This window comes from Aurantimonas sp. DM33-3 (genome assembly GCF_014334315.1).
GTDB lineage: Bacteria > Pseudomonadota > Alphaproteobacteria > Rhizobiales > Rhizobiaceae > Aurantimonas > Aurantimonas coralicida.
In genome coordinates this window covers 302655-314869 of the sequence record NZ_JACSGS010000001.1, presented here as the reverse complement: position 1 = coordinate 314869, position 12215 = coordinate 302655, and the positions used below count along the sequence as shown (strand labels likewise).

At 66.8% G+C, this 12215-nt stretch carries 11 protein-coding genes and 1 tRNA gene; 11 read left to right on the top strand and 1 reads right to left on the bottom strand.

Annotation, left to right across the window (positions count from 1 at the left end; genetic code table 11):
- From H9Q09_RS01870 to H9Q09_RS22735, 3 genes are all read left to right on the top strand, one after another.
- Nucleotides 1-918: an amidohydrolase family protein gene (locus tag H9Q09_RS01870; protein ID WP_187389657.1), complete on the top strand. Its 918-nt coding sequence runs from the start codon at nucleotides 1-3 to the stop codon at nucleotides 916-918.
- Between the two features lie 118 nt (nucleotides 919-1036).
- Nucleotides 1037-1288 (top strand): FAD-dependent oxidoreductase, encoded by a 252-nt coding sequence (locus tag H9Q09_RS01865; RefSeq protein WP_281414905.1) that lies wholly within the window; start codon nucleotides 1037-1039, stop codon nucleotides 1286-1288.
- 51 nt (nucleotides 1289-1339) lie between these two features.
- On the top strand, nucleotides 1340-2743 hold the full coding sequence (locus H9Q09_RS22735; RefSeq protein WP_187389655.1) for a GMC oxidoreductase: 1404 nt from the start codon (nucleotides 1340-1342) through the stop codon (nucleotides 2741-2743).
- Nucleotides 2744-2825: 82 nt separating this feature from the next.
- Here the strand turns inward: H9Q09_RS22735 and H9Q09_RS01855 are convergent.
- Nucleotides 2826-2915 (bottom strand) — tRNA-Ser (locus H9Q09_RS01855).
- A 603-nt stretch (nucleotides 2916-3518) separates the two neighbouring features.
- Here H9Q09_RS01855 and H9Q09_RS22640 point away from each other — a divergent pair.
- The 8 genes from H9Q09_RS22640 to mazG all read left to right on the top strand — a co-directional run bounded on the left by H9Q09_RS22640 (nucleotide 3519) and on the right by mazG (nucleotide 12178).
- A complete protein-coding gene (locus H9Q09_RS22640; RefSeq protein WP_187389654.1) occupies nucleotides 3519-4610 on the top strand; it encodes a septal ring lytic transglycosylase RlpA family protein in 1092 nt (363 codons plus the stop codon).
- A gap of 209 nt (nucleotides 4611-4819) precedes the next feature.
- Nucleotides 4820-6013, top strand: coding sequence for a D-alanyl-D-alanine carboxypeptidase family protein (locus H9Q09_RS01845; RefSeq protein WP_246715957.1), 1194 nt, complete (start codon nucleotides 4820-4822; stop codon nucleotides 6011-6013).
- Between the two features lie 34 nt (nucleotides 6014-6047).
- Nucleotides 6048-6716, top strand: coding sequence for a dTMP kinase (gene tmk, locus H9Q09_RS01840; RefSeq protein ID WP_187389787.1), 669 nt, complete (start codon nucleotides 6048-6050; stop codon nucleotides 6714-6716).
- A complete protein-coding gene (locus H9Q09_RS01835) occupies nucleotides 6713-7771 on the top strand; it encodes a DNA polymerase III subunit delta' (protein WP_187389653.1) in 1059 nt (352 codons plus the stop codon). Before tmk ends, H9Q09_RS01835 begins: the two co-directional genes overlap by 4 nt.
- 107 nt (nucleotides 7772-7878) lie before the next feature.
- Entirely contained in the window at nucleotides 7879-9426 is a 1548-nt protein-coding gene (metG, locus tag H9Q09_RS01830) for a methionine--tRNA ligase (RefSeq protein ID WP_187389652.1), read from the top strand.
- The gene (locus tag H9Q09_RS01825; protein ID WP_187389786.1) at nucleotides 9426-10220 is read left to right on the top strand and encodes a TatD family hydrolase; all 795 of its coding nucleotides are present in this window, start codon (nucleotides 9426-9428) and stop codon (nucleotides 10218-10220) included. The genes metG and H9Q09_RS01825 overlap by 1 nt, the downstream gene beginning before the upstream one ends.
- Before the next feature lie 15 nt (nucleotides 10221-10235).
- Entirely contained in the window at nucleotides 10236-11048 is an 813-nt protein-coding gene (locus tag H9Q09_RS01820; RefSeq protein ID WP_187389651.1) for an MBL fold metallo-hydrolase, read from the top strand.
- A gap of 257 nt (nucleotides 11049-11305) precedes the next feature.
- Nucleotides 11306-12178 carry a nucleoside triphosphate pyrophosphohydrolase gene (gene mazG / locus H9Q09_RS01815; RefSeq protein WP_187389650.1) on the top strand — a complete coding sequence of 291 codons (873 nt, stop codon included), beginning with the start codon at nucleotides 11306-11308 and terminating at the stop codon, nucleotides 12176-12178.
- The last annotated feature ends 37 nt before the right edge of the window (nucleotides 12179-12215 follow it).

The window sequence follows — 12215 nt, the reverse complement described above, 5'->3', positions numbered from 1 at the left end:
ATGTCGGAGCGGATCGACGCCCATTGCCATTTCTGGCAGCTGTCGCGAGGCGACTATAACTGGCTGCAGGACAATGACGATCCGGCGCTGGCGCCGATCCGGCACGATTTCGGTCCCGCCGATCTCCGCCCGCTTTCGGCAGCGGCCGGGATCGGGCAGGTGGTTCTGGTGCAGGCGGCCGAAAGCGACGCCGAGACCGATTTCATGCTGGCGCTAGCCCGGCAGAACGCGGACATCGCCGGCGTCGTCGGCTGGGTCGATCTGGCCTCGGCCAGAGCTGCGGACCGGATTGCGGCGCTTGCGGCGGAGCCGGCGCTGAAATCGCTGCGGCCGATGCTGCAGGACATTGCCGACCCCGACTGGCTGCTGACGGCGCCGACGCCCGCGGCACTCGCCGCCTTGGACCGCTCGGGCCTGCGCTTCGACGCGCTGGTGCTGCCGGTGCATCTGTCGCGGCTTGCGACCTTCTGTGCCACGCATCCCGATCTGCCGGTCATCATCGACCACGCCGCCAAGCCGGCGCTCGGCGCGCCGGCGGATGATCCGCGTCACGCCCTGTGGGCCGAGGGGATGGCCCGGCTGGCCAGCGAGACGGCCTGCGCCTGCAAGCTGTCCGGCCTCCTGACCGAGATGCGGCCCGACCAGCGCGACACGCCGGAAGCGGCGCTGGCCGTCCTGCAGCCGGTGTTCGAGCAGCTGTTGGACTGGTTCGGGCCAGAGCGCCTGGTCTGGGGCTCGGACTGGCCGGTGCTGACCCTGGCGGCGTCTCACGCCAGCTGGGTCGAGATCACCGACGCCTTGCTCGCTCCATTGTCGGCGAGCGAGCGCGCGGCGATCCTCGGCGGCAATGCCCGCCGGTTCTACGGGCTGGCGGAGGCGAATAATGGATTGGGCTCAGCCAAGCTGACCGGCACCTGAACGCGCTTTCTCGCTTCCTTGCGCGAGTAATATGTCCCGGTACAACGTAGACGCGCTCCCCTTCCGTTGCGAAACGTGCCAGCTTGGTCAAAGTGCAATGCAGCATCGGGGCTTGATCATGATCTCGCATGGTGTTCCTTCGCATTTCGGAACCGCGGATATCTGTGTGGCGGGAGCGGGCCCGGTCGGTCTCGCAGTTGCACTGCAATGCGCCCAGGCCGGCCTCAAGGTGATCCTTCTGGAGTCCGGTACGCAGCGCGCAAGCAAGACGCACCAGCTGCTGTCGAATTTCACCAGCGACGACGACATCATTCATGCTCCGGCGCATCTGACCGTGCGCAGGGTTCTGGGTGGCACATCAACCATGTAGGGCGGGCGCTGCGTCGAGTACGACGATATCGACTTTGTCAGGCGCGACCATGTGGGAGGATCGGGCTGGCCTATCGCCCATCATACGCTGAGACCTTACTACGACGCCGCGCGCCGTTTCCTCAGCAGCGATTTCGGCGCAATTGACCCGGTGCCGGAGCAGAGTGTCTTCCAGACCACGTCGCTGGAAAGCTGGACCCGCGACAGAAACACGGCGCATTACCACCGCGAGGTCCTGAAATCGTCGAAAAGCATACTCGTCTGCACCGACAGCACATTGGTCGACGTGCGGATGCGCAATGGGGGCGGCGCCGTCGAAGCGTTCGTCATCCGGTCTCGCGGGCAGGAGGTTGTCGTCCGGGGCTGCGCCTTCGTTCTCGCCTGTGGGGGGCGCGAGAACGCCCGTTTGCTCCTCAACCTGCAGAGGCGGTTCTCCGCAATGTTCGGCGGGGAAGGGGGGCCACTGGGGCGCCGTTACATGGGCCATCTGGCCGGTGAAATCGCCTGTATCGAATTCGCGGACCCGAGTCTGGCCGAAGCGTTCTTCTTTCGGCGGGCCGGGCAGCGGACCTTCATACGGCACCGGTTTCGACCGACCGACGAGACCCAGCGTCGCCACGAGCTTCTTAATATCGCCTTCTGGCCAAAGAGTCCGCCGCCGGAGGATGCGTCCCATCGCGACGGCGTTGCTTCGGCGCTGCACATAATGAGCCGGCTGCGCGTACGAGCGCGACATCGACCGGGGCGCCCAGCCGATCCGACAGTCGCCAGCGCGCACATCCTCAATATTCTCCGCAAACCGGGCGCTGCGATGATCGGGGCAGCCAGCTATGCCTATCGGCAAGCGACGCCGCGGAGCCGATATCCGCATTATTTTCTTCGGACGCCCGATAATATCTACCTACTCCACTATCATTCCGAACACGCGCCGAACGACGCTAGCCGGATCGCGCTTTCGTCCGACAAGGACGATTTCGGGCTTCACCGGCTATCGGTGAGCTTCCGCTATGGCCACCAGGATTTCCAGTCCGTCGTACGCGCCCATGAACTGCTGGATGAGTGGCTGAGGTCTCAAGGATATGGCCGATTGCGATATCTCGACGATAGCGGGGATCGCCTCGAGGGCATCCGCCGCCATGCCCGGGACGGTTACCACCAAATCGGCCTGACCCGCATGTCGGATAGGCAGGGAGATGGGGTCGTCGACACAAACTGCACCGTACACGGGGTCGCCAACCTCTCCATCGCCGGAAGCTCGGTTTTCCCGACCTCCGGACAAGCCAACCCGACCCTCGCCGCAGTCGCGCTTGCGCAGAGACTTGGCGATCACCTCACCCGAAGGCTCTCGACGCGCGGCTCGCCCAGCCCGGCTCCGCACGACCCGCCAGCACGTTCGTCCTCCACCTTGACTGAGGGGCGTTTCCTCCGAGGACGAACAGACGGGGCAGAAGCGTGAACCGATACTCGGTCATTGACGCGAACCGCACTGCGTCCCGGGACTATAGGAATTCGCGATACCAAGTGATCGATAGCTGGGTTGGCGGATGGGGTGGGATTCGAACCCACGGTACGGTCTCCCGCACGCCGGTTTTCAAGACCGGTGCCTTCAACCGCTCGGCCACCCATCCGACAGCGTCCGATTAAAGCCGACAGCGGTCCGGCGCAAGCGGGCGCCGTGTCTTTGCCGCGGTCGTGGGCGTGGCCTTCCTGTCGATGTCCGCCGCGGTGGTTCGAGCTGTCGGTGACGCGCGGGCGGACGGGGAGAGGGTCTTGTAATAATTCGTGAACGGGCGTGATCCGTATCGCGGCCGGCGGCCCAACCGTGGCGGCAATGTGGCGCCTGCCGTTGGACAACCGGCTCGCGTGGCTGTCGGCATATCGCCGCATCGGACTGCGTTCGCCCAGCAGAGCCTGTTCGGACTCAACTGCTTATGGCGCGGCGCACCGGGGATCGCGCCTCGTTTGGGTTGCCTGGCCGCGCGCAGCCGGCGGGTTGCGACCAGACTGCCGGCTGCGCGCGGCCGGCGGCCAAGTCAAGCGCCGAAAGGGCCGGCGGATCGGGCGCGTTGCGGCCAAAGGTTTGCCCGGCGGGTTCAGTCTTTGGTAAGCTCCAGCCTGCATGGGGGCGCAGGTGCCGGAAGTGCCGTTCGCGGATCTTCCGGCTGTGTATTGAGTGATGGAAGGGGCGCAGCATGTGCATTGCCGCTGCGAGACGGAAGCGACACGGGCTGATGACCGGCCTGATCGTTTCGTCCGGAATGTTTCTGGCCGGCTGCACGGGGACGCAGTCCCCGGTCGAGGAACTGGCCGACATCAGCACCACCGTGAAATTCGACTCCCGGACCTTCGGCGTTCCGGCCAGTCCGCGCATCACCACTGCCAAGCGCGTGCCCAAGGGTGGCGGCCGCTCGCAGGTCGGCAAGCCCTACAAGGTGCGCGGCAAGTGGTACTATCCCAAGGACGATCCGGGCTATTCCAAGTCCGGCACGGCCTCGTGGTACGGCCCGAACTTCCACGGCCGCCTGACCGCGAATGGCGAAGTCTACGACATGCATGGCCTGTCGGCCGCCCACAAGACCTTCCCGCTGCCGTCCTATGCGATGGTCACCAATCTGGAGAATGGCAGCCGCGTCATGGTGCGGGTCAACGACCGCGGGCCCTTCGCCCATGGCCGCGAGATCGATTTGTCGGCCGTGGCAGCGAAGCTGCTGGACTTCCAGCATGCCGGCACCGCCGAGGTGCAGGTCGACTATATCGGCCGGGCGCCGCTGGAAGGCGACGACACGCAGATGCTGATGGCGAGCTACGTGCCGGCCCAGGGCGCCGATCCGTATGGCGACGCCGTCATGGTGGCCTCGGCCGACGATCGTCCGATCCCGCAGCGCGGCGTCCAGCCGAGCGCCATCGCTTATGGCGAGACCCGCGAATTGCCGGGTGTGCGTCCGGACGCCGTCCGGGCGGGCGAGGGTAGGGGCGCGGGATCGGGTGAAGGCTTCGATCTGCGCCGCTTGCTGCCGCTGGACGGGATCGCCGCTTTTGCCAGCTCCTACGCGCCGGAACACAGCACTGGCGGTGCAGGCGATGCACTGTCGGCGGCGATCGCCGCGGAGCCGGAACGGATTGCCATCGGCACGATCGCCGGCGATCTGGCCGAGCGGGTGCGCAGCGTCGCATTCGGTCACGGCGAGCTGGTCGAGGACGATGTCCCCGGCGAGAATGGCCGCGTCGCGACGCTGATCATCGCCCCCGGTGCCGACACCGATGCCGTGTTGCGTCGGCTTTGGCAGGTCGGCGCCGAAGACGCCTTCGTCATTCGCGACTGATCGGTTGCAGGGCAGGGCCCGGCGCGCGGTTCCATGCCGGCCCCGCAGGATTGTTAAGGCCCTGCGCTCATCCTGTCCTGCAAGAGCGGAAACCAGTCTGACGGAAAGTGACGACGCGCATGTTGCAGCGGCGTCCGGCAGCGGCCTAAAGTTCGCTCAACTTCCAGTGCCCGCGGTCCCCAGCCGCCGCCACGTGCAAGCGGACACCGATGACAGACGCATTTCCGTTCAAGGCCTTCCTCGTCACCGTCTCTCTCATGCTGCCGCTGGCAGGGCCCGCCGGCCCCGTCCTGGCCCAGGAGGAGGACGTGCCGCGGATCGAGACGACGGCCCGCGAAGCGTTGCTCGTCGATGGCGAAACCGGCACGGTCCTGTTTGCCAAGAATGCCGACGCGCCGTTCCCGCCGGCGTCGCTCGCCAAGATGATGACGATGGAAATCGTCTTCGCCGCGATCAAGGACGGAACGCTCACCCTCGACACGGAATTTCCCGTCAGCGAGCATGCCTGGCGCACCGGCGGCGCCCCGTCGCGGACCTCGACGATGTTCGCCGAGCTGAAGTCGCAGGTGCCGGTCTTGGCGCTGATCCGCGGGGCGATCATCCAGTCGGCCAACGACGCGGCGATCGTGATCGCCGAGGGCATGGAAGGCTCCGAGGCGGCCTTCGCCGAGCGCATGAACGCCCGGGCCCGCGAACTCGGCATGATCAATTCGCGCTTCGCCAATCCGACCGGCCTGCCGGCGGACGACCAGTATGTCACCGCCCGCGACCTGATCACGCTGGCGCGTCACCTGCGGTCCACCTATCCCGAGCTCTACGCGATCTATGCCGAGCCGGCCTTCGAGTGGAACAAGATATTCCAGCGCAATCGCAATCCGCTGCTGTCGATGGAGATCGGCGCGGACGGGATCGAGACCGGCTATACCGAGGCCTCGGGGTTCAGCCTGGTCGGCGCCACCTCGCATGGCGGCCGCGATACGCTTCTGGCGGTGAGCGGTCTCGAAACCGCCCGCGACCGCGCCAGCGAAGCCCGCAAGCTGCTGCTGTGGGCGCGGGAATCGTTCGAATCGGAGACGCTGTTTCCGGCCGGCCAGATCGTCGGGTCGGCCAATGTCTTCGGGGGCGAATCCGGCAGTGTCGCGCTGGCCGCCACGGAGCCCGTCGAGGCGCTCGTCCCCGCCGATGCGTCGGAGCTCGTCAGCCTGCAGATCCGCTATCTGGAACCACTGATCGCGCCGATCGCCGAAGGCCAGACCGTTGCCTCGCTGGATATTCTGGTAGAAGGAGAGCCGGTGCTTTCGCGCGACCTCCACGCTGCAAGCGCGGTGGCCGCCGGAAGCTTCACCGATCGCGCGCTCGGCGCGGTCAGGGAGCTCGCCGTCGGCTGGCTCCGGACGCTCTGATCATCCACGCGGACGCGAATTGACCCGATTTTTCATGACATTCGAGGGCGGCGAGGGGAGTGGCAAGACGACCCAGATCGCCCGGCTTGCCGACCATCTGCGCAGCGAGGGCCACGACGTCGTCACCACCCGCGAGCCGGGCGGCTCGCCCGGCGCCGACGCGCTGCGGCACGTCATCCTGTCCGGCGCTGCCGAGGGGCTGGGCGTCGAGGTCGAGGCGATGCTCTTCGCTGCCGCCCGCGCCGACCATGTGGACACGCTGATCCGGCCGGCGCTGGATGCCGGGAAGATCGTCCTGTGCGACCGGTTCCACGATTCCACCCGGGTCTATCAATTCCTCGATTCCGATCTCGACCAGGATTATCGCGACGCGATGGAGCGGGCCGCGCTCGGCGATCTCCTGCCGAACCTCACCATCATTCTCGACGTGCCGGCGAGCGTCGGTGTCGAGCGGGCGCGCCAGCGCCGGGCCGACCATTCGCCCGACCGTTTCGAGAAGGAGGACGAAGCGCTGCACGAGCGCCGGCGGCAGGCCTTCCGCAAGCTCGCCGAGGACGAACCGGAGCGCTGCGTGATCGTCGATGGCACACAGGCCGAAGACAAGGTCGCGGCGGAAATCCGGGACATCGTCGACGACCGCCTCGGGGCGGCCCGGTTCGAGGCGATAGGCCAGTCGCTGGGGGCAGGGCAGGCCGCCCGATGAGCGACGCGGCGCTGGACATCCCGGCAAGCCACGACGATCTCGATGGCGTGCCGCCGCCCGCGGCAACGCCCACGCTCTTCGGGCACCGCAGTGAATTTGCCGAGCTGGCGTCGGCCGAAGCGGCCGGACGGCTGCACCACGCCTGGCTGTTTCAGGGCCCGCGCGGGGTCGGCAAGGCGACGACCGCCTTCGCCTTCGCGCGGCACCTGCTTTCCCCCGGCCATGCCAGGGGCACCGAGCCGCCGATGTTCGATCCAGCCGACCCCGCCATGCGCCAGATCGCGCTCGGCACCTATCCCGGCCTCGTCCATGTGACCCGGCCGCCGGTCGAGAAGGGCACGGGCTTTCGCACCCAGATCACCGTCGAGGGCGTGCGCAAGCTCAACCGCTTCTTCCAGGCCACCGGTTCGCGCACGAGCTGGCGGATCGCGATCATCGATCCGGCCGACGACATGAACCGCAGCGCCGCCAACGCGCTTCTGAAGATTCTCGAGGAGCCGCCGGCGCGCTCGGTCTTCCTGATCATGAACCACACGCCGGGCCGGCTGTTGCCGACCATTCGGTCGCGCTGCCGCACGCTGCGCTTCGAGCCGCTGGGCGACGATGACCTGGCCGCGGCCACCGCCGCCGCGCTGCCGAGCGCCGGCAAGGAGGAGATTGCCGCCGCCGTGCCGCTCAGCGAAGGCAGCGCGCGGCAAGCGATCTCGCTGATCGCCTATGGCGGGATCGAGATCCGGCAGTCGCTCCAGACGCTCATCGCAGCAGACCGGCCCGACTGGAACAGCATTCACTCGATGGCCGACGCTCTGACCCAGAAAGGGCGCGAGCAGGCCTACGAGTTTCTGATCACGGCGCTGCTGTCGGCAACAGCGGAGGCGAGCGAGGCGTGCCTTTCGCGCGGCGACAGCGCCGGGGCCGCGTCGCTCGCGGCGCTCTGGCAGGACGAGACCGCCAGGCTGCGCGAGGCCGCGGCCTATAATCTCGACCGCAAGCAGGCGCTGCTGACGCTTTTCGACCGGTTCTATCGCTGCCGCGGCGCCGCAAGCGCCGCCTGAACGCCATTGCGGCAGGTTTCGGGCGCCGATCGATTGAGCCGCCTGCGCCAATGCACTATGTCGCAGGGATCACGTCGCCTATCGTACCGGAGTTTGACGACAGCCCCATGGCCGAACGCTTCTACCTGACCACCGCGATCTCCTATCCGAACGGTCGTCCGCATATCGGCCACGCCTACGAGTTCATCGCGACCGACGCGCTGGCGCGCTTCAAGCGACTGGACGGCTACGACGTGTTCTTCCTGACGGGCACCGACGAGCACGGCATCAAGATGCTGCAGAGCGCGCGCGAGCAGGGCATCAGCCCGGCCGAGCTCGCCCGGCGGAACTCGGCCGAGTTCGAGGCGATGGCGGCCCTTCTGGGCGGCACCAACGACGATTTCATCCGTACCAGCGAAGACCGGCACGTGGCCGCCAGCCAGGCGATCTGGACCAAGATGGCCGCCGCCGGAGACGTCTACAAGGACGCCTATTCGGGCTGGTACTCGGTCCGCGACGAAGCCTATTACGGCGAGGACGAGACCGAGCTGCGCGAGGACGGCAAGCGCTACGGCCCGCAGGGCTCGCCCGTCGAATGGGTGGCCGAGGAAAGCTATTTCTTCAAGCTGTCGGAGTTCCAGGACCGGCTGCTGGCGCTCTACGAGGACAATCCGGACTTCATCGGCCCGGCCGAGCGGCGCAACGAGGTGATGTCCTTCGTGCGCTCGGGCCTGCGCGACCTGTCGATCTCGCGGACCACCTTCGACTGGGGCATTCCCGTGCCCGGCGACGAGAAGCACGTCATGTATGTGTGGGTCGACGCCCTCACCAACTACCTGACCGCGACCGGCTTTCCGGAGGAGGGCGAGCGCTCGGCCTACTGGCCCGCCGACCTGCACGTCATCGGCAAGGACATCGTGCGCTTCCATACGGTCTACTGGCCGGCCTTCCTGATGTCCGCCGGCCTGCCGCTGCCGCGCCGCGTCTATGCCCACGGCTTCCTGTTCAATCGCGGGGAGAAGATGTCGAAGTCGGTCGGCAATGTCATCGACCCGGCCGCCCTGGTCGAGGTCTACGGCCTCGATCGGCTGCGTTATTTCCTGCTTCGCGAGGTACCGTTCGGCCAGGACGGCAACTACTCCCACGAGGCGATCGTCAACCGGACCAATTCCGAGCTTGCCAACGATCTCGGCAATCTGGCGCAGCGGTCGCTGTCGATGGTCGGCAAGCATTGCGGCGCCAGGGTGCCGACGCCGGGCGCGTTCACCGAGGCCGACACGGCGATCCTGACGGCTGCGAACGACCTGTTGCCCAAGGTCCGCACCATGATCGACCGGCAGGAACTGCACGGCGTTCTCGCCGCGATCATTGCCGTCGTCAGCGAAGCCAACCGCTATTTCGCCGGCCAGGAGCCCTGGGCGCTGCGCAAGAGCGATCCGGCGCGCATGGAGACGGTGCTGTTCGTCACCGCCGAAATCCTGCGCCGCGTGGCGATCCTGCTGCAGCCCTTCGTGCCGGAGAGCGCCGGCAAGCTGCTCGACATTCTCGGGGTCGGCCCGGACGCCCGGACGTTCAATGAACTGACACCCGATGTCCGCCTGGTGCCTGGTGCTGACCTGCCGGCGCCGCAGCCGATCTTCCCGCGCTTCGTCGAGGCGGAAGACGCCGCATCATGATGCCGTTCCTCGTCGACAGCCATTGCCATCTGGACTTCCCGGACTTCGCCGAGGACCGTGCGGACTTGATCGCCCGCGCCAAGGCCGAAGGCGTCGGCCTGTTCGTGACGATCTCGACCTTCGTCTCGAAGATCGAGAACTTGAAGGCGATCACGCGGGACCACCCGGAGGTCTATGCCTCGGTCGGCACCCATCCGCACAATGCCGCCGCCGAGCCGGATGTCAGCACCGAAGATCTGGTGCGTCTGTCGCAGGACCAGAGGATCGTCGCCATCGGCGAAGCCGGGCTCGACTATTTCTACGACAAGGCGCCGCGCGACATTCAGGAGATGGTGTTTCGCCGGCATATCGCGGCGGCGCGTGAGACCGGCTTGCCGCTGGTGATCCATTCGCGCGACGCCGACGACGACATGATCCGGATCCTCGAGGACGAAAGCGGGAAGGGGGCCTTCCCCTTCATCCTGCACTGCTTCTCCGCCGGACCGCGGCTCGCCGAGGTCGGCGTGGCGCTTGGCGGCCATGTCTCGTTCTCCGGCATCCTGGCCTTCAAGAAGTCCGAGGAGATCCGCGCCATCGCCGCCGACGTGCCGATGGAGCGCCTGCTGGTGGAGACCGACGCGCCGTATCTTGCGCCACCGCCATATCGCGGCAAGCGCAATGAGCCGGCTTACGTTCGCCATACCGCTGAGGTGCTTGCAGAAACGAAGGGAGTCGATCTGGCGACCATCGCGCGCCAGACCTCGGACAATTTCTTCGCGCTGTTCTCGAAAGTTCCCGATCCGAGAACGGCTTAGGCGGAGACGCTGAGGGTGAGCGACACGCTACGGCTGACCATTCTGGGCTGCGCTTCGTCGCCGGGCGTACCGCGCATCAACGGTGACTGGGGCGCCTGCGACCCCATGAACCCGAAGAACCGCCGCCTGCGGTCTTCGGCGCTGGTCGAGCGGATCGGGCCGAACGGCCGGACGGTCGTTGCCATCGATTGCGGCCCGGATTTTCGCGAGCAGATGCTGATGGCCCGGGTGGCGCATCTCGACGCCGTGGTGCTGACCCATCCGCATGCCGACCACATTCACGGCATGGACGATCTGCGCGGCTACATGCTGACCCAGAAGTCCCGCATTCCGGTGCATTCGGACCATTCGACCCATGCCCGTGTGCTGGAAGCCTTCCGCTATTGCTTCGAGACCCCGGCGGGCAGCGCCTATCCGCCGGTGGCGCGGCATGTCGAGATCAGCGCCGGCGAGACATTCTCGGTCGATGGCGCCGGCGGCAAGCTGAGTTTTGCGCCATTTCGCCAGGAACACGGCTCGATCCATTCGCTGGGCTACCGGATCGGGCCGCTGGCCTATTGCAGCGACGTCAGCGACTTTCCGGCAGCTGCGATTGCGGCCATTGCCGGTGCGCAGCACATCGTCATCGACGCGCTCCAGTACCGGACGCATCCGAGCCATCTGTCGGTCGAACAGGCGCTCGACTGGATCGCGCGTCTCGGCGTGCCCGAAGCGACGCTGACCCACATGCATATTCCGCTGGACTACGACACGCTCTGCCGCGAGCTGCCGGGCCATGTGCGTCCGGGCTTCGACGGCCTGACGCTGGAATGGCCGCTCGACGCCTGAGCCGGAGCCGCGCCAGTCGCCACAGGATCGCAGCGGCCGAGGACAGACAGCCCACGGGACATCGCTACCCATCAGCCTTCATCCATATGGTTCCATAATCTATCTTATGCAACTTAGCTGTATGGTTGGATGGGTATGGCTTCGACTGTGGGCCGTGTGTGACGCCGCGTTGCGTCTCGGCCATCGGCTGGCCCTTCCCCTCCGGTCCGCGCGTCGCTATGCGGGATCGATCCGCAGGACTGTTCCGGAGTTTCGCCATGACGCCATCCAAGGACGTTGCACGCCTCGTCGAGATCATGGCGGCGCTGCGCGATCCGGTGTCCGGCTGCCCCTGGGATGTCGAGCAGGATTTCGCGACGATCGCGCCCTACACGATCGAGGAAGCCTACGAGGTCGCCGACGCCATCGAACGCAACGACGCGGTCGACCTGCGCGAGGAGCTGGGCGACCTCCTGCTGCAGGTCGTCTATCACGCGCAGCTGGCAACGGAGGCCGGCCTGTTCGATTTCGGCGACGTGGTGGACGGCATCACCCGCAAGATGATCCGCCGGCATCCGCATGTCTTCGGAGATGCGGAAGCGCGTTCGGCGGGTTCGGCCAAGGGCCAGTGGGAGCGCATCAAGGCCGAGGAAAAGGCCGAGCGCGCGGCTCTGCGCGAAACCGTCGCCACAGTCGCGCTGACGGCCGAGACGCGCGTCCCGGAGGCAGCAGACCAGGCCGGGTCCGGGTTTCTCGATGGGGTTCCGTCAGGCTTTCCGGCGCTGACGCTGGCACTGAAAATCCAGCAGAAGGCCGCGAGAGTCGGCTTCGACTGGGACCGGCCGGAGCCGATCGTCGGCAAGATCGTCGAGGAGATCGACGAAGTCGCCGAGGCTGCGGAGAACGGCGATCGCGACGCGCTGGAGGGCGAGATCGGGGATCTTCTGTTCAGCGCGGTCAATCTCGCGCGCTATCACGAGATCGATCCCGAAGCCGCGCTGCGGCGTTGCGTCCGCAAGTTCCGCGGCCGTTTCCGCCATATCGAACAGGAGCTTGCCGCGACGGGCCGCGCGCTGGAAACGGCCAGCCTCGATGAAATGGAAGCGCTCTGGATCGCGGCCAAGACACGCAAGCAGCCGGCGGCCTCCTGACCTGATCGGCCGATTGTGTGGGGCTGATCCGGTACCG

Excerpts from the sequence above, each read along its gene's own strand:
- H9Q09_RS01870 (WP_187389657.1), top strand. The coding sequence starts at position 1 with ATGTCGGAGCGGATCGACGCCCATTGCCATTTCTGGCAGCTGTCGCGA.
- H9Q09_RS01865 (WP_281414905.1), top strand. The coding sequence starts at position 1,037 with ATGATCTCGCATGGTGTTCCTTCGCATTTCGGAACCGCGGATATCTGT.
- H9Q09_RS22640 (WP_187389654.1), top strand. The coding sequence starts at position 3,519 with ATGACCGGCCTGATCGTTTCGTCCGGAATGTTTCTGGCCGGCTGCACG.
- H9Q09_RS01845 (WP_246715957.1), top strand. The coding sequence starts at position 4,820 with ATGACAGACGCATTTCCGTTCAAGGCCTTCCTCGTCACCGTCTCTCTC.
- tmk (WP_187389787.1), top strand. The coding sequence starts at position 6,048 with ATGACATTCGAGGGCGGCGAGGGGAGTGGCAAGACGACCCAGATCGCC.
- H9Q09_RS01835 (WP_187389653.1), top strand. The coding sequence starts at position 6,713 with ATGAGCGACGCGGCGCTGGACATCCCGGCAAGCCACGACGATCTCGAT.
- metG (WP_187389652.1), top strand. The coding sequence starts at position 7,879 with ATGGCCGAACGCTTCTACCTGACCACCGCGATCTCCTATCCGAACGGT.
- H9Q09_RS01825 (WP_187389786.1), top strand. The coding sequence starts at position 9,426 with ATGCCGTTCCTCGTCGACAGCCATTGCCATCTGGACTTCCCGGACTTC.
- mazG (WP_187389650.1), top strand. The coding sequence starts at position 11,306 with ATGACGCCATCCAAGGACGTTGCACGCCTCGTCGAGATCATGGCGGCG.